At 66.7% G+C, this 16,783-nt stretch carries 17 protein-coding genes and 1 pseudogene; 8 read left to right on the forward strand and 10 right to left on the reverse strand.

Features of this window, described 5'->3' with window-relative positions; genetic code table 11:
• The first annotated feature begins 95 nt into the window (after positions 1–95).
• The gene (locus RM423_RS14345) at positions 96–269 is read left to right on the forward strand and encodes a hypothetical protein (RefSeq protein ID WP_311423721.1); all 174 of its coding nucleotides are present in this window, start codon (positions 96–98) and stop codon (positions 267–269) included.
• A 126-nt stretch (positions 270–395) separates the two neighbouring features.
• A complete protein-coding gene (locus RM423_RS14350) occupies positions 396–1,019 on the forward strand; it encodes a hypothetical protein (RefSeq protein ID WP_396327723.1) in 624 nt (207 codons plus the stop codon).
• 116 nt (positions 1,020–1,135) lie between these two features.
• Here RM423_RS14350 and RM423_RS14355 read toward each other — a convergent pair whose 3' ends face one another.
• The 5 genes and pseudogenes from RM423_RS14355 to RM423_RS14375 form a co-directional block, all read right to left on the reverse strand.
• Positions 1,136–2,008, reverse strand: a complete 873-nt coding sequence (locus RM423_RS14355; protein ID WP_311423723.1) for an LLM class F420-dependent oxidoreductase — start codon at positions 2,006–2,008, stop codon at positions 1,136–1,138.
• A 138-nt stretch (positions 2,009–2,146) separates the two neighbouring features.
• A pseudogene (locus RM423_RS14360) lies at positions 2,147–3,035 on the reverse strand (PfkB family carbohydrate kinase).
• Between the two features lie 156 nt (positions 3,036–3,191).
• On the reverse strand, positions 3,192–3,515 hold the full coding sequence (locus RM423_RS14365; protein ID WP_311423724.1) for a hypothetical protein: 324 nt from the start codon (positions 3,513–3,515) through the stop codon (positions 3,192–3,194).
• Positions 3,516–3,539: 24 nt separating this feature from the next.
• Entirely contained in the window at positions 3,540–3,956 is a 417-nt protein-coding gene (locus tag RM423_RS14370) for a gluconate 2-dehydrogenase subunit 3 family protein (RefSeq protein ID WP_311423725.1), read from the reverse strand.
• A gap of 27 nt (positions 3,957–3,983) precedes the next feature.
• Positions 3,984–4,181, reverse strand: a complete 198-nt coding sequence (locus RM423_RS14375; RefSeq protein ID WP_311423726.1) for a GMC oxidoreductase — start codon at positions 4,179–4,181, stop codon at positions 3,984–3,986.
• A 182-nt stretch (positions 4,182–4,363) separates the two neighbouring features.
• On the opposite strand from RM423_RS14375, the gene RM423_RS14380 reads away from it, so the two are divergent.
• From RM423_RS14380 to RM423_RS14400, 5 genes are all read left to right on the forward strand, one after another.
• The gene (locus RM423_RS14380) at positions 4,364–4,588 is read left to right on the forward strand and encodes a hypothetical protein (RefSeq protein ID WP_311423727.1); all 225 of its coding nucleotides are present in this window, start codon (positions 4,364–4,366) and stop codon (positions 4,586–4,588) included.
• A gap of 154 nt (positions 4,589–4,742) precedes the next feature.
• The gene (locus tag RM423_RS14385) at positions 4,743–6,629 is read left to right on the forward strand and encodes an ABC transporter substrate-binding protein (RefSeq protein WP_311423728.1); all 1,887 of its coding nucleotides are present in this window, start codon (positions 4,743–4,745) and stop codon (positions 6,627–6,629) included.
• A 75-nt stretch (positions 6,630–6,704) separates the two neighbouring features.
• Complete coding sequence (locus tag RM423_RS14390; protein ID WP_311423729.1) at positions 6,705–7,652, forward strand: ABC transporter permease; 948 nt, start codon at positions 6,705–6,707, stop codon at positions 7,650–7,652.
• A gap of 117 nt (positions 7,653–7,769) precedes the next feature.
• A complete protein-coding gene (locus RM423_RS14395) occupies positions 7,770–8,609 on the forward strand; it encodes an ABC transporter permease (RefSeq protein WP_396327724.1) in 840 nt (279 codons plus the stop codon).
• Between the two features lie 59 nt (positions 8,610–8,668).
• Positions 8,669–10,801: an ABC transporter ATP-binding protein gene (locus RM423_RS14400; RefSeq protein WP_311423731.1), complete on the forward strand. Its 2,133-nt coding sequence runs from the start codon at positions 8,669–8,671 to the stop codon at positions 10,799–10,801.
• A 199-nt stretch (positions 10,802–11,000) separates the two neighbouring features.
• Here RM423_RS14400 and RM423_RS14405 read toward each other — a convergent pair whose 3' ends face one another.
• The 4 genes from RM423_RS14405 to RM423_RS14420 form a co-directional block, all read right to left on the reverse strand.
• Positions 11,001–12,002, reverse strand: coding sequence for a zinc-dependent alcohol dehydrogenase family protein (locus RM423_RS14405; RefSeq protein ID WP_311423732.1), 1,002 nt, complete (start codon positions 12,000–12,002; stop codon positions 11,001–11,003).
• Positions 11,999–12,889 carry a carbohydrate ABC transporter permease gene (locus RM423_RS14410; RefSeq protein ID WP_311423733.1) on the reverse strand — a complete coding sequence of 297 codons (891 nt, stop codon included), beginning with the start codon at positions 12,887–12,889 and terminating at the stop codon, positions 11,999–12,001. The genes RM423_RS14405 and RM423_RS14410 overlap by 4 nt, the downstream gene beginning before the upstream one ends.
• A complete protein-coding gene (locus tag RM423_RS14415) occupies positions 12,889–13,857 on the reverse strand; it encodes a carbohydrate ABC transporter permease (RefSeq protein WP_311423734.1) in 969 nt (322 codons plus the stop codon). Before RM423_RS14415 ends, RM423_RS14410 begins: the two co-directional genes overlap by 1 nt.
• Before the next feature lie 156 nt (positions 13,858–14,013).
• The gene (locus tag RM423_RS14420; protein WP_311423735.1) at positions 14,014–15,375 is read right to left on the reverse strand and encodes an ABC transporter substrate-binding protein; all 1,362 of its coding nucleotides are present in this window, start codon (positions 15,373–15,375) and stop codon (positions 14,014–14,016) included.
• Positions 15,376–15,560: 185 nt separating this feature from the next.
• Between RM423_RS14420 and RM423_RS14425 the strand changes: the two genes are divergently transcribed.
• Positions 15,561–16,499 carry a sugar-binding transcriptional regulator gene (locus RM423_RS14425; RefSeq protein ID WP_311423736.1) on the forward strand — a complete coding sequence of 313 codons (939 nt, stop codon included), beginning with the start codon at positions 15,561–15,563 and terminating at the stop codon, positions 16,497–16,499.
• 19 nt (positions 16,500–16,518) lie between these two features.
• Here the strand turns inward: RM423_RS14425 and RM423_RS14430 are convergent.
• Positions 16,519–16,783 (reverse strand): hypothetical protein (locus tag RM423_RS14430; RefSeq protein WP_311423737.1); only part of this gene is annotated, 265 nt, incomplete at its 5' end.

Consider the following 16,783-nt stretch of genomic DNA (forward strand, 5'->3'; position numbering starts at 1 on the left):
GTAACGAGACGCTGCCGGCCGGGCCGGATCGGCCTACCGTTATCGCTGGAGCTGCGAGCTGCTCATGGCGCCAGCCGGTCGAACGGAGCCCATCAATGACCGTCCATCAATGCCCGAAATGCGTACTGCGCTTCGAGCGCAAGACCGAACTCGACTACCACTGCCGCGAGGATCATCCCGACTTCCGGCACGAGTACCCGGTGCGGCACCCGGCTGCGGCGGACCAACCGCATCCCGCGCCGCCAACCCCGTCCTCGCCGGCCAAGTAGCTCGTCGTCCCCCGTGCGGTACCGCAGCGGCACGGCGGCCGTTCCGTGACGGGTTGCATGCCTCCTCCTGTTGCATGCCTCCTCCAACAGGTGTAATTGTGTAATTACTTTATGGAGGTAATGATGATGAGACATCCCCACACCCACGAAGGTTCCCGTCGCGGCGGTCCCGGCCGAACCGGCGGATGGCAGCAAGCAAATCTTCCCGACGCCTCCGACGCCGCGCAGTGGCTCGCCGGCCGGCTTCCCGACAGCTGGTTCGTCGGCAGCCCGACCGTGACCGTCGACCGTGAAGAGATCGTCGTTCTCGGCGAGTTGCCGCCGGTCTCCGCTGACACCGCTGAACAGAGTGCGGCAGCCCCGAGGTCGTCAGAGCCGAGCCCGGCGGAGGCCGGTTCCGCCGCCGCCGAGGGCCGGATCAGCCGGTTCCGCGAGAGCACCCGAGCGGAGCGGATGGCCATCGCCACCGAAGCTCAGGCGCGCTATGGGCGGACGCTGTCCTGGGGAGCGAGCCTGGGCCAGCAGCAGACGCTGTTCACGCATCTGTCCACTCCGGTGATGACCCGGCTACGCCAGCCGGAGCGGCAAGTCCTCGACACGCTGGTGGACGCCGGGGTGGCGCGATCGCGCTCAGACGCCCTGGCATGGGCCGTCAAATTGGTTGGCGAGCACAGCGACGAGTGGCTGACCAGCCTGCGCGCGGCCATGGCCGAGGTGGAGAAGCTCCGCGGCCAGGGTCCAGCGCTGTAGTCGGGGACGCCAGGGCGGGGCCGCCGACCAATTCCTGCACCCCGGGCCACCGCGTGGAGGTGGCGTTCGAGAAGCGGCTGCTTCAGAAGTGCGCCTCTTTAGAAGTCTTGCTCCCTTTAGAAGTCGGCGACGGCGGGGATGATCCGCTCGGCCATCAGCTCCAGTGGCCGCAGTGAACCAGCGCCGATCACGGTTCCGTGCGCCACCTCGATGCCCAGGTCGGCAAGCTCACGCAGATGCGCGATCGTCTCGTCCACCCGTTCACCGTTCTCGCCTATATCGAAACGCAACTGAGCCGTCTTCTCGATCTCGGCGTAGTTCCGGCCCTCACGAGAGCAGTGCTCACGCAACACGTCGAGCTTGTGAGCGAGTTCGGGTGAGTCGAAGATATTGCAGGCATCGGCGTACTTCGCCACCAGCCGCAGGGTCTTTCGCTCCCCCGCGCCACCGATCAGGATGGGCGGATGCGGACGGCTGAGCGACTGCGGAGAGTTCAGCGTTCTCTCCAAACGGTAATGTGTGCCGTGGTATGGCCCGTCGTCCTCGCTCCACATCTGCTGGCAGATCTGCAGCGCCTCTTCCAACCGCTCGAACCGCTCGGCCGTCGAGGGGAAGAACAGTCCCAAGCCGCTCGCCTCGTCCCCGTTCCACGCCGCCCCGATGCCGAGCATGGCCCGTCCACCGGACAGCACGTCCAGGGTGGTGACCGCCTTGGCGAGCAGCCCCGGCTCGCGGTACACCACGGCGGTGACCACGGTCAGCAGCTTCACCCGCTCCGTCTTGCCGGCGAGGTAACCCAGGGTGGTGTAGGCCTCGAGCATCTCGTGCTCGGGTGGACCGATGTGCTCGATCTGCCAGACGTGGTCCATGACGCTGACCCGGTCGAAACCGCCCTGTTCCGCAAGCTGGGCGACCTCGGTCAAGCGGCCCGGCAGGGCGCTCGCGCCGCCGTCCCAGGTGAAGTCCGGAATGTGCAGGCCAAGCTTCATGCCAACTCCTCAAGGTTGTGTTCCTCCATCAGATCAGATGGAGCTGACGGCGCCTCGCCGACTTCCTCGCCGGGCGTGCCGGGCAACGTCGAGATTGGGAGGGCCGGATATGTGGGCCCCATCCCTTCCGTTCGGCTATCACTGGCTCGGTACGTTCTCGACAACCCGGTGGACCCGCACCCCTGGCTGCTCACGGATCAATTCCTGGACCTGTCCATAGCTGAGCCCGTCCTGCTGGGCGCCGGCGACGCGGCAGGTCACCGCTCCTGCCGCCGCGGCGAAGCGCAGCGCCTGCTCAGGGGCCGCCTGGCTGGCCAACGCAGCCGCGAAGGCGCCGACGAAGGCGTCCGGCGCCGGTGGTGTCCACGACCGGCACCTCGTAGGACGCGATCTCGAACAACCCCTCCTCCGTCTGTGCCAGGCAGCCCTGCGAACCAGGCGTCACCACGGCACCACGGGCGTCGCGGGCGACCAGCTGCTCCAACGCTGCGACCGCGGTGTTGAGGACGAGCTGCGCGCCGTTGTCCACGGCAACCTCGGCGAAGCGACGCACCGTGTCCAGCGGTGTCTCCAGCTGCGCCACGGCAATCACCGGGCCCGCGATTGCCGATTCGTCCCTCGCCAGCTCGTCGGGTGTCAGATGGTGATTGGCACCGGGCGAAACCACGATCGCGTTCTCACCCTGCGGGTCCACCGTCACCACGGCGAGGCCCGACGAGACACCGCCGATCTCACGAACGTGGTCCAGCCGCACGCCGGTAGGCGCCAGGTCGCCGCGGATCTCCTGCGCGACGTGATCGTCTCCGAGGCGGCCGATCAACGTGACGTCGGCGCCGAGGCGGGCCGCGGCGACAGCCTGGTTCGCTCCCTTGCCATCAGCCATCCGGGTCAGGCTGCCGGCAAGGACGGTCTCCCCCGGCCGTGGGATCTGGGTGGCCGTGAGGACCAGATCCATGTTGAGGCTTCCGAGCACGACCACCGGTAGCGGCTCACGGCCCGGAACCCCGTTCCTCTCCGCGCCGCTCATGTGACGTTCCCGGAGGCAACGGGGCCGGCGCCTGGTTCTAGCGACATGCTGATCCTCACTGTCGTCGGCCGCCGTGGTTCAGCGCGCGGCCGGTGCTTGCGGACCACGGTAGGCGCGGCTGCGCGCGCAGCCGCACCTATCGGAGTGCCGGCGGTGTCAGAGGCCGCCGACGATACGGTCAGCGAACAGCTGCGTGAACCGATCCGCGTCGACATCGACAGCGACATTCATGTTGGGCTTCTTCTTCTTGGGGATGGTCCGCAGGATGTCGTTGCGGATCAGCAGGTCACGCGGAACCAGCGTCGGCGCGTACTCGGCGGAGATGTGAATCCGGGCAGGCGTGATGAGGCTCGGGTCGTAGGCAACCGCGATCGTCAACGGATCGTGCAGCCAGATCCCGGTGGACTCCGTCGGGATTCCCACGGTGAGGTAGATCAGCCGCTCTTGCTCGGGCCACGGCTTGAGTATCCGCGACACCATCTGCGCCGACTTGCTGCTTCATGATTAGGTGCTTGAGGTTGCGCACGAACGTGGGGTCCTGGCGGATCGCACCTGATCCTGCTGGTCGGGCTCCAGCTCCACGAAGCCCCGTCCGAAGGTCGCGGTGCTCACGTCCTGGAGCCGCCGGATGCCCTCGACGTACGTCCGGCGCAGCGCCGCTATCCGGGTTTGCCACGCGAGCGCTTCCTTGCCCTCCAGCTTGAGAAAGCCCGTGCCGTCCGCGTAGACGGCCAGGGAGCGGTCGATGAAGCGGACGGCTCCGGCCTCGCGCGCACCCGGGTCGTGGTCGGTGGGAATGATGCGCGCAGTGGCCGCCTCCACGACGACCCATTGATCGCGATCGAAGAAGAGCGTCGAATCAGCGCTCCGGCCGGAGTCGTCCGCGACGGTTACGACGGACCAGTTCGCCTGTGATGACATGGTGATTCCTTCCCTTCGGCAGCGCGATCAGGCGCCGGTGGGGCGCCCGTTGGCGTGGGACTCGATCAGGTGTTCGGCGCAGCGCCAGGCATTGGCCATGATTGTCAGCGTCGGGTTGACGCCCGGGCCGGTCGGAAAGCCGCTTCGGTCGAGTACGCAGAGGTTGTCGACGTCATGGGCGCGGCCCGACTTGTCCAGCACGCTCTTAGCCGGATCGTTGCCCATCCGGGCTGTTCGTGCTGGTGGCAGGCGTTGCCGGTCGCCTGTTCGAAGTACACCGGGATGACAGTGCAAGCCCCCGCCGCCTCCATGATCTCCTTGTTCTTGTTGACCTGCCAGTTGCCCAGCGCCACGACGTTCCGTTGACGTAATTGCCCGCCCAGCCGTAGATCGGGTCCTGGATCTCCTTGTCTGACAAGCCAATTGCCAAGAAGTACGCGTGGAAGGTGGCATTGCGTCCGAGCTGCCCGCTGCTATTGGCCAGGCCGTCCGGAAAGAGGTTGGACTTCGAGGCGAGCAGCAGCCGAGCCGACTCGATCGCACCGCAGCAGACCAGCACGACGGTGGCCTACTGCTCGACCAGTTTGCCGTCCTGGTCCGTGTACAACGCCCCCGTCGGACAAGCCGGGTGACGTCATACGTCGGACAAGCCGGGTGACGAATCGCTAACGACCGTTGACAGTCATCAGATTCGCGGGGCATGGTGGTCCGTATACAGTCTACCGGACGGGCATTCTCAGCGAATACTCGCACGGGCCGCGTCCCCACCCTTAGCTGGAGAACCGCGTGAAATCACCCGATCTTCGTTACAAGGCGGCCGCCGCAACGCTCGCGGCCGTCACCGTCCTCGCCGGCTGCACCCACTCCAGCAGTTCCTCAGGCGGCACGTCGTCCAAGGGTGGCAGCGCCGCCTCGGGCTTCGGTAACCTGCCTGCGGCCAAGGGCACCCCCACGGACGGCGGCGTGGTACGCCTCGCCCAGTCCCCGGGCGCTGGGCCGAACTACATTTTCCCGATCACCCCGGCGGCGCAGGGCAGCGTCTACAACCTGTATCAGTTCCAATACCTGCTCTTCCGGCCGTTGTACGCCTCACCCGTCGGCAGCCAGCCGAAGATCAACACCACTGAGAGCCTGGCGGCAGCGCCGGTGTTCAGCGACGCCAACAAGACCGTGACCATCAAGATGAAGGACTCCTACACCTGGTCCGATGGTCAGAAGGTCACCGCGAAGGACGTAGTCTTCGACCTGCAGCTGCTCAAGGCCGCCGTCAAGGAAAGCGCTGCAAACTTCGGCAACTACACGCCGGGTTACTTTCCGGACAGCATCAGCAAAGCGGTCGCTACCGACCCCACGACGGTGACGTTGACGCTGACCAAGCCGTTCAACCCGCAGTTCATGTTCCTGAACCAGTTGACATACATCACGCCGCTGCCGTCCCACGTATGGAACCGCGCGTCGGTCGGCGGACCCGCGCTCGATGCCTCAGACCCGGCGAACGCCAAGAAGATCTATGACTTCCTCGCAAAGCAAGCCGGTCAGCTTTCGACCTATGCGACCAACCCGCTGTGGAAGGTGGTTGACGGACCGTTCACGCTGACGGCCTTCAACCCCAATACCTCGGGCCTGACGATGAAGCCGAACCCGAAGTACACCGGCCCGCAGAAGGCGCACATCAGCGAGCTGCAGCAGGTTCCGTTCACGTCGGAGTCGGCAGAGTTCAACCAGCTTCGCAGCGGAACTCTCGAGGTCGGCCAGGTCCCGTTCACCAGCCTGGCGCAGGTGCCCATCTTGAAGCGCAACGGCTACAACGTCTACGGCTACCCGAGCTTCGGGTTCAACTACATACCGTTCAACTTCAAGAACAAGACCGGGCACTTCGACGCGATCATCAAGCAACTCTATGTCCGCCAGGCGATCGCGCACCTGCAGGACCAGCCGGCAGTGGTCAAGGGGGTCTTCCGCACAGCGGCGTCGAACTCCTACGGTCCGGTCCCCGCCGTGCCGCAGAACGACTTCACGCCGGCCAACGCCGCGAGCAACCCGTACCCGTTCGACATCAACGCCGCCAAGAAGCTGTTGACCGACCACGGCTGGAATGTCGTGCCCGGTGGTACCACAACATGCAAGTCCGCAGGCAGTGGCGCCAATCAGTGCGGCGCCGGCATCCCGGCGGGAACGCCGTTGTCGTGGAACATGTACTACACCAACCAGCCGGCCACCACAGGCCAGCAGGTGACGGCACTGGTCTCGGCCGCCAAGCAGATCGGGATCAACATCACCACGTCGGCCAAGACCTTCAACTACCTGATCCAGAACTTCAGCGACGTCTCGGCGCCCTCCAACACGAGCAAGTGGGCCATGATGGACTTCGGTGGCTTCTCGGTCAACAACTACCCGTCGACCAACCAGATCTTCAACACGACCGGCTCGTACAACTTCGGTGGCTACAGCGACCCGAAGGCCGACCAGCTGATCGCGAACTCCGTTTTCGGCAGCGATCCCAAGGCGGTGTCCACGGAGGCGTCCTACCTCACCGGCGCGATCCCGGCGATCTTCCAGCCGAACCCGGACCTGGTGTTCGCGTGGAGTAACAAGCTCTCCGGCCCGCCGGAAAGCTTCGCCAGCTTGACGCAGTACCGCATCGAGCCGGAGTACTGGTACTTCGTCAAGTAGCAGACCGATCCGCCGCCGGCCCGGGGGCCAGTCCCGGGCCGGCGCCCCACCCGGGAGAGAATGGAGAAGGCGCTGATGGTGGGCTACTTGCTACGTCGGTTGGGCGTGTCGGTCATCGTGGTTATCGGCATCTCACTACTTGTCTTTCTGCTGCTGCACTTGATCTCGGCCTCGCCCGGACGAGCGGTCCTAGGTTTCCAGGCGAGTCCCGAGGCGGTGGCGGCCTTCAACCATGAGCACGGTTACGACCGAGCGCTGCCGATGCAGTACCTGAGTTACGTGAACTCCCTCTTGCACGGAGATCTCGGCTACTCCTACAAGCTGAATCAGTCCGTCGGGGCGCTCTTGAAAGCGAATGCAGGACGCAGCGCCGTGCTCACGGCCATCGCTCTCATCCTGGCCGTAGTGGTCGCCATCCCGCTGGGCATCGTGCAGGCGATGAAGCGCAACACCGCCGTTGACAATGTGGCCACCGCGACGGCGTTCACGTTGTACTCCATCCCGACGTTCTTCCTGGCCCTGGTGCTCATCGCGGTGTTGTCCCTGAAACTGAACTGGCTACCCAGCCAGGCCAGCCAGTCCAGTTCTGTCCTGGGTGTGCTCGGTGATCCGAAGTCGATGGTGCTGCCGGTGGTGACGCTGACCGCAGTGTCGGTGGCGGCATTCTCCCGCTACATGCGCTCGGCTGCGTTGGACAACCTGGCGCAGGACTACATCAAGGTCGCCCGAGCCAAGGGCCTGTCGGAGCGTCAGGTCATCACCCGGCACCTCGTGCGGAACTCGTCTCTGCCGATCATCACCCTTGTCGGCTTGTCGCTGCCGGCGCTGCTGGCCGGCAACCTCATCGTCGAGACGGTCTTCAACTTTCCGGGCCTCGGCCTGTTGTTCTTCAACAGCCTGCAGAAGGAGGACTATCCCGTCCTGCTGGCGTACAGCCTCATCGTCGGCGTGCTGACCGTGATCGGCAATCTCGTTGCGGACCTCGCACTCGCCGTCGCAGACCCCCGAATCCGACTGGGCTGAGCCATGACCATCCCGCGTGACCTTCCAGGAGAAACCGTGGTGACTACGGACGTTCAGGTGCTTCCGCCGCCGCCACAGGCGGCGCCCGAGGGCGGGGCCGTGCGCGAGACGACGCCGATGTGGCGGCTGGCGCTGCGCTCTTTCGTGGAAAACCGGCTGGCCGTCATCGGTGTGGTCATCGTCGTGCTGCTGGTGGCCTTCTGCTTCCTCGGCCCCGTCTTCTACAAGACGAACCAGTCCAACACCGACATCGGCAACACGTTTATGCCACCCGGCAATGGGCATCCGCTGGGCACCGACAACTACGGCTTCGATGAACTCGGCCGGATCATGAAGGGCGGCCAGGCCTCTCTGGAGATCGCCTTCCTGACGGCGCTGATCGCCACCGTCATCGGAACGCTGTGGGGCGCGATCGCCGGCCTCGCCGGCGGCATCGTCGACGCCGTGATGATGCGCATCGTCGACGTCCTGCTCGCCGTGCCATTCCTGTTCATCGTCCTGATCATCGCCACCCGGTTCAACGCCTCGGTGCTGAGCCTCAGCCTCGTGCTGGGGTTGTTCTCCTGGCTGGTGCCAGCCCGGCTCGTGCGCGGCGAGGTGCTCACCTTGCGCGTTCGGGACTTCGTCTCGGCGGCGCGGGTGATGGGCGGCACCAGGCGGGAGCTGATCCTCCGGCACCTGCTGCCGAACGCGCTGGGCACCGTGATCGTGAACGTCACCTTCCAGGTGGCCGACGCCATCCTTGCCGTTGCCGCGCTGGGCTTCCTGGGCTTCGGCCTGTCCTATCCGCGGGTCAGCTGGGGAGACATGCTCTCTGACGGCATCAACTACCTGTTGTCGGGCTACTGGTGGCTGATCTACCCGGTCGGCGCGTGCCTGGTGCTCGTCGTGATGGCCTGCAACTTCATCGGCGACGCCTTGCGCGACGCCGTAGACGTCCGGTTGCGGCGCCGTTGACCGGGCCCACCGGCACGCCCAACCGCCCCGCGCACGTCCCCGCCTCAACGAGGAGAACCATGCCACGCGCACTCGAGATCACCGACCTCTCGACGCACATCGCGTTGCGCCGCTCGGTCGTGCAGGCTGTGGGCGACGTGTCGTTGCACATCGACGCCGGCGAGACCCTCGGGCTGGTCGGTGAGTCGGGCTGCGGCAAGTCGATGACCGGCCTGTCGATCCTGGGGCTGCTCCCGCCCGGCGGCAGCATCGTCTCTGGCTCGATCAAGCTCGACGGTCGTGAACTGGTCGGCCTGTCCGCGAGCGAGCTCCGCAGCGTCCGCGGCAATGATGTTGCGACCGTCTTCCAGGACTCGATGACCTCGCTGAACCCCACCCGGACCATCGGCTACCAGGTGGCCGAACCCGTCCGACGCCACCTCGGTGCCAGCCGGCGCGAGGCCCGCGCCCGGGCGATCGAGGTGCTGGGACTGGTGGGCCTGCCGCGACCGAGCGAGCGGCTCGACGACTACCCCCACCAATTATCGGGCGGCCTGCGCCAGCGCGTGCTCATCGCGATGGCCTTGGCCTGTGAGCCGAAGGTGCTCATCGCCGACGAACCGACGACCGCGCTCGACGTCACGATCCAAGCGCAGATCCTCGATCTGCTGGACGACCTGAAGGCGCGCCTCGGCATGGCGGTGCTGCTCATCACCCACGACATGGGCGTGGTCGCGGGACATGCCGACCGGGTCAACGTCATGTACGCCGGCCGCATGGTCGAGGCGACCGGCACCGAACAGCTGTTCGCCTCGATGCATCACCCGTACACGCAGGGTTTGCTCGCCTCGATCCCGCAGCTGGACCAGGACGGCACCCAACCGCTGCACACCATCCCCGGGATTCCGCCCGACCTGGCATACCCTCCGCAGGGTTGCCGCTTCTCCGAGCGCTGCCCCCGGGCGACGGACCACTGCCGCGCGGTGGAGCCACCGCTGCTGCAGATCGAGAGGACGCCCGAACACGCCGTGGCCAGCGACGCCGCGCTCGAGCACCTGGTTGCCTGCTGGCACCCTGTCGACGGTCCCGTCAAGCGCCAGGAGGCGGACCCGGTCGTGCTCGCCCATCACGTGCACGTCCTAGCCGCGGAGCAGCGTGACGACGCCAAGGTCCGGCTGCTCGACGTGCACGGCCTCGTCAAGGAGTATCCGGTCACCTCCGGCGCCGTGCTGAGGCGCCGGTCCGGCAGCGTGAAGGCGGTCTCCGACGTCTCGTTCAGCGTCAACCGCGGTGAGACCTTCGGGCTGGTCGGTGAGTCGGGCTGCGGCAAGTCCACGATCGGGCGAATGGTGGTGGCGCTGGAACACCCTGACCGCGGAGTCGTCACGCTCAGCGGCGACGACCTGACGACCATGAGCGGCTCCCGGCTGCGCGGCCGCCGGCGGGATCTGCAGCTGATGTTCCAGGACCCGCACGCCTCGCTGGACCCGAGGATGCGCGTCGGAGCAATCCTTCGCGAGCCGTTGACGATCCAGGGAATCGGCAACCGCAAGGAGCAGGACGAGCGCGTCCGGGAGCTGCTCGGCGAGGTGGGCCTTCCGCAGAGCTCGGTGGAGCGCTACCCACACGAGTTCTCCGGCGGCCAGCGCCAGCGCATCGGGCTCGCACGGGCCCTGGCCCTGAACCCGCAGCTCATCGTGGCCGATGAGCCGGTCAGCGCGCTGGACGTTTCCATCCGCTCGCAGGTGCTCAACCTGATGAAACGCTTGCAGGCCGCGCACGATCTGTCTTACGTCGTGATCTCGCACGATCTGGCGGTCGTGAAGTACCTCGCTGATCGGGTCGGGGTGATGTACCTGGGTCAGCTTGTCGAGGTCGGCCCGAGCGAAGAGGTCTACGCCCGCCCCGCTCACCACTACACAGCCGGGCTGATCGACACCGTCCCCATCCCGGACCCGCAGGTGCAGAAGCGCCGGAACCGGGTGGGGATCCGCGGGGAGCTGCCGAGCCCGGTGAACCCGCCGTCGGGATGCCGGTTCCGCACCCGTTGCCCGGCCGCCCAGGACGTCTGCGCACAGGTCGCGCCGCCCATGGTGCGCTACGGCGAAGGTCACTGGGCCGCCTGCCACTTTCCCCTCCAACGACCCCTGGACGCCGAGGTGGCGCCGGATGGCCGCACCGTGGCGACCGGTTCGGCCACGTCAACCCAATGACGAGCCGCCCCGCTAACCATCTCGGCCGGATCTATGCGAGATCCCTCTAGGCGCCACGATGAGGCGACGCCCCATCAGCGCTGCCTGAAGTAGCTGGACGCCGCCAGCCGGGAAGCCACCTGCGGCGAGGCGCTTCCGGATCAACGTCGGGGGCGGTTCGTCACGGTGGGCGCGGCAGTCCGGCTGGACCGGGCTGGACTCAGCCGGCCGCGGTGGGTAGCACCTGGGTCTTGAGCCCGCCACCGGCGCGGAAGGCCTCGAGGGCCTGCCCGTACTGCTCGAGCGGGTACCGGTCGGTGATGAAGACGCCGGGGTCCAGCACCCCGGTGGCGAAGAGTTCCGCGGCGCGCTCGTAGGAGTGCAGCACGGCCATCGAGCCGGTGATGGTGATCTCCTTGTTGTAGATCCGGTAGGGCTCGATGGTGGCGCGTGCGGCGTAGTCGGCGACCCCGAACTGCAGGAAGGTCCCGCCCGCGCCGACCTGTCCGAGGCCGGCCTGGATGGCGGCGGCGTTACCGGTCGCGTCGATCACGAGGTCCCAGCCGTAGGGCTGGCTCAGCTCGTCGGCGGACGCGGCAACGGCGGAGGCTCCCTGGGCGCGGGCCAGGGCGAGCCGGTCGGTGTTGAGGTCGATCATGTCGACGCTGACCGCGCCGGTGCGCTGCGCCAGCTTCAGCATCATCAGCCCCATCGTGCCGGCGCCATAGATCAGGACGTGCGAGCCGAGTTGCGAGCGCAGCACGTCATAGCCGCGCACCGCGCAGGACAGCGGCTCGATGAGGGCGGCGTCGGCGAGCGTGATCGTGTCGGCCAGTGCGACACAGTTGGCGGCAGGCACCGCCACATACTCCGCCGCGCCGCCGGGTTTGGTGACGCCGATCGCGCCCCAGCGGAGGCAGAGGTTGTTCTTTCCCAGCCGGCAGTAGTGGCACTCGTGGCAGTACAGCGAAGGGTCGACCGCGACTCGGTCGCCCTCGCGAATCCCGGCCACGCCCGCGCCCAGGGAGACCACCGTGCCTGCGAACTCGTGGCCCGGAATGATGGGTAGCGTCGGCGCGAACTCGCCCTGCAGAATGTGCAGGTCGGTGCCGCACAGGCCCACGGCGGCAACCTTGACCACGACCTCGCCAGCCGCTGGGGTCGGGTCGTCGACGTCCTCGATGCCGACCTTGCCTACTTCTGAGATGACGGCCGCCCTCACTTGACGGCTCCGAGCGACAAGCCCTGCACGAGCTTGTCCTGGGCGGCGAACCCGGCGACGAGGACGGGCAGCGAGATCGCGGTCGCCGCGGCGCACACCTTGGCCAGGAACAGGCCCTGGCTGGTCACGAAGCTGGTCAAGAAGACCGGACCGGTCTGGGAGACCACGCCGGTCAGGACGCGGGCGAACAGCTGCTCATTCCAGCTGAAGATGAAGCAGATCAACGCAGTAGCGGCGATGCCGGGCGTGGCTATGGGCGCGACGATTCGGCGCATGATCTGGATCAGGTTCGCGCCGTCGATGGAGGCGGCCTCGATGATGGCGATGGGCACCTCCGCGAGGAACGAGCGCATCATCCACACCGCGATCGGCAGGTTCATGGTGGTGTAGAGCAGGACGAGCAGCCAGATGTTGTCGAGCAGGCCGGCCTTCTGGGCGAACAGGTAGATCGGCAGCAAACCCGCGACCGCCGGCAGCATCTTGGTGGACAGGAAGAAGAACATTGCGTCCGTCCACTTGCGGACCGGACGGATGGACAGCGCGTACGCGGCGGGGATCGCCAGCAGCAGGACGATGATCGTCGACATGATGCTGGCGGTCGCGGAGTTGATGATCGCCGGCCACGGGCTGCTGCCTGTACCGGAACCGAAGAACTCGCGCCAGCCGCCCAGCGTCAGCGGCGCCCCGAAGCTGGGCGGGTTGGTGGCTGCTGCCTGCTCGGTGTGAAAGGAGGTGAGCACCATCCACAGCACCGGGATGATGAAGATCAGCCCAACGATCCAGGCACCGAGGCCGATCCCTAGGGTCGAGTAGTTGTGGTGCCGGCTCCGGCGCACGCGGGGCCGGGCGTGAGCGGTGACGGCGGTGCCAGCAGTGACAGCGGTCATCAGGAGGTCTCCTCGTTGAAGAGCGATGACACGACGCGCAGCGCGAACGTGGCGATGATGATGGACCCGGCCACCACGACAACGCCCTGAGCGGAGGCCAGGCCGTAGTCGTGGGCGCTGAAGAAGGTCTGATAGATCGTGTACGGCAGGTTCGCGGTGCCCAGCGCGCCAGAGGTGAGGGTGAACACGGCGTCGAAGTTCTGGACGATGAAGATGCTGCCGAGCAGGCCGCCAAGTTCGAGGTAGCGGCGCATGTGCGGCATCGTGATGGCCCGGAACATCTGCCAGGCGTTGGCGCCGTCCACCTTGGCCGCCTCGATCACCTCGCCGTCGCGTGACTGCAGCCCGGCCAGCAGGATCAACATCATGAACGGCGTCCACTGCCAGATGAGCTCGGCCTCGACCGCGATCTTTCCGTGTGCGTCGATCCAGTCGGGCTGTGGCGGGTTGTGGCCGCCGAAGAGGTTCCATACCGAGTGGATGCTGCCGTTGAGCAGGCCGTAGGTGGGGTTGTACATACCGTGCTTGAACAGCAGCGCGGCAGCCACCGGTACCACCAGGAACGGCGCGATCATCATGGTGCGCACCAGGCCGCGGCCGAAGAACGACCGGTCGAGCAGCAGGGCGATGCCCAGCCCGAGGGCGAGGCTGACGATGACAACCGTCACGGTCAGCAGGATGGTCGTGAGCACCGACTGTCGCACCTGGGAGTTGGAGAACACCGCCTTGTAGTTGTCCAGGCCGGCGAAGCCCTTGCCGTTGGGATCCAGGGCGTTCCACCTCATGAACGAGATGATCAAGGTCGCCACGAACGGCAGTTGGGTAACGATCACCAGAAAGACCAGGCCGGGAAGCAGCGGCGCCCGCCGTATCCAGGACGCCTTGTCCCACTTGCGGATCGGCGCGCGGACCAGCGGCTGCTCGCTCGTCCAGCCCGGCACCGGACTGGTTGCTGTCACTGTGCTCATAGTTGCCTCCTCCTGCAGACCCCGTCTGCGGGGCCGCCTATCACGGCGATCCCGATCGGCTAACGCCAACTCGGCACGCGGGGTGGCCGCCGTGTGCGGCCACCCCCACGTGCCGAGGGCGAGGCGGCACCTTGCAAGCGCCGCATCGCCTGCCCGCTACTTACCCTTGTACTTATTGCCCGCTGTCTGCGCCAGCGCCTGCGCCTGGCTCAGCGCTTTGGACACGCTGGTCTGCCCCGCGATGGCATTGCTGATGAACGTCGACGCCTGTGTTCCGAAGTCGGTGAACTCGGGGATGTCGACGAACTGGATGCCGGGCGCCGGTCGCGGCTGAACGCCAGGGTTGGTGGGGTTGGCCGCGCTGATGGCGGCCAGCGTCGGCTTGGCGAACGCCGTGGCCGACTTGACGTAGTCAGGGTTGGAGTAGGTAGAGGTCCGCTTGCCCGCGGGCACCCGGGCCCAGCCCAGCTGCTTGCCGACCTCGGACTCATACTCGCTGCTCGCGGCCCACGAGACGAACTTGTCGGCGTCGCTCTGGTCCTTCGAGGCCTTCTCGACTGCCCAGGCCCAGGTGTAGAGCCAGCCCGAGCTCTTGGTCTTCTGCACCGGTGCGGGGGCATACCCGACCTTGCCGGCGACCGGGGACCCGGAACCCTCCAGTGAGCCAGCGGCCGAGGTTGCGTCGTACCACATGGCGACCTTGCTCTGCTCCATGTCGTTGAGGCACTCGGTGAACCCGGCCTGGGCTGCTCCGGCCTCGCCGTGCGCCTTCACCAGGTTGACGTAGAAGTTGGTGGCAGCGGTGAATTCGGGAGAGGTCACCTGGGCGTTCCAGTCCTTGTCGAACCAGGTTCCGCCGAAGGTGTTCACGACAGTGGTCAGCGGCGCGAGCACCTGACCCCAGCCGGTCTGACCGCGCAGGCAGATGCCCTTCATGCCCGGCGCCGCGCCATCGAGCTTCGCGGCCAGCGTCGCGACCTGGTCCCAGGTCGGGTTGGCCGGCATCGTGAGGCCCTTGGCCGCGAAGATGTCCTTGCGGTACATGAGGAAAGACGACTCTCCGTAGAACGGCTCGCCGTAGAGGTGGCCGTTCGCGGTAAGCGCCTGGGTCATCGGCTTGAGGACGTCAGCCTGATTGAAGGTCTTGTCGGCGGCGATGCTGTCGAGGTTCGCCAGCCACCCGTTCTTGGAGTAGAACGGAATCTCGAAGTTGGACAACGTCGCCACATCGTACTGGCCGGCCTGGCTGGAGAACTCCTGGCTTGCCTTGTCGCGCAGGTCGTTCTCGGGCAGCACCGTGTAATTCACCGTGATCCCGGTTTGCTTGGTGAAGTTCGCGGCGGTCAACTTCTGCAGGTCCACCATCTGCGGGTTGTTCACCATCAGCACCTTGATCGAGTGGCCGCCGCTGCTGCCGCCTCCGCCGCTCTTGCCGCCCGCGCCACTGCACGCGGCCAGCCCCATTGCCAGCACCGGTGCCGCGATGCCCGCGACCACCCTCGTCCTCTTGCTGCGCATCCACATTCTCCTCGCCATAGTCGCCGAACACTGCCAGCGCGGCCCCTGAGCGGCCCCGCTCATATGAGTGGGGCCACGCTCAAAGTTTTCATTACCAAGATCGCCCTGGGACTCGCCAAGTGTCAAGCGGCTATGCCAAACTGATACGGCAGTCGCTCAGATGAGCACAGCAAGGGAGCTGTTAGGTGGCAGGCACAAGGGAGCTGATCTTGGTCGCGCGGGTCGCCCGCGGCTACTACCTTCAGGACAAGTCCAAGTCTGAGCTGGCCGAGGAGCTGGGAATCAGCCGCTTCCGGGTCGCCCGGCTGCTGGACGCGGCGCGACGCGACGGCGTCGTCCGGATCGAGGTCATCACGCCTGGCGCGCTCGACACCGAGCTGTCCACGCAGCTTCAGCAGCGCTTCGGGCTCAGGTACTCGGTGGTGCTCGACCTGTCCGACGAGGACCCGATCATGCTGCGGACCCGGCTCGGCGACGCCGCCGCAGAGCTCCTGACCGAGATCGCCACCCCGGCGGACGTCATCGGGCTGGCCTGGGCCAGGTCGCTGCGCCGCCTCGGTGACGTCATCACCAAGCTGCCCCCCTGCCCCGCTGTCCAGCTGACCGGGGCGCTCACCGGGCCCGACGGCAGCGACGTCCTCGAGCTCGTGCGCCGGGTCGCCCGAGCCGGCGGCGGCCCCGCGCACGTCTTCTACGCCCCGCTGCTGGCCGACAACGCCGACACCGCTCGGACGCTGCGCTCCCAGGCCGACGTCGCCCACGCCGCCGCGCTGGTCTCGAAGGTGACCATCGCGGTCGTGGGCATCGGGGCCTGGGAAAAGGGCCAGTCCACCATCTTCGACATTGTCGACGCCAGCGAGCGCGAGGACGCCCGCGCGGTCGGGGTCCGGGCGGAGATCTCCGGCGCGCTGATCAACGACCGCGGCGAACCGGTCGAGCACCCGCTGACCCAGCGGATCATCGGAGTCACCGCCGACCAGCTGGGCCGCATCGACACTGTCCTCGCGGTCGCCTACGGTGCCGGCAAGGCCGACGCAGTGCGGTATGCAGTCGAGGGCGGTCTCATCAACGCGCTGGTCACGCACTCGACTTTGGCCCGTCGACTGCTGGACGACGGCGAGTAGCGGCGCAGCCGCACTGCAATCACCGCGTCCACTGCCGCCGTTGCCACTCGACGGGCGCGGTGTCGACTTCCAGGCTCCACCGATCCTGATCTATCTGAGCGGTGTCACCGTTACGCTTACGCCGGTCAGTCGCGGTCGGGGTGCCCAGCACATAACTTAGCCCGAAACTTTCACGCAGCGCCTGTTGGTCGTCGTTGTTGAGGCGGAAGCCTCTGTGGTTTCCGATTGTGCCGTGGGGGCATGACAATTTGGCCGAGTCGCTCGGTTCGCCGGTTCCACATGCC

Source organism: Jatrophihabitans lederbergiae, from assembly GCF_031845305.1.
Classification (GTDB): Bacteria; Actinomycetota; Actinomycetes; order Mycobacteriales; family Jatrophihabitantaceae; genus Jatrophihabitans_A; species Jatrophihabitans_A lederbergiae.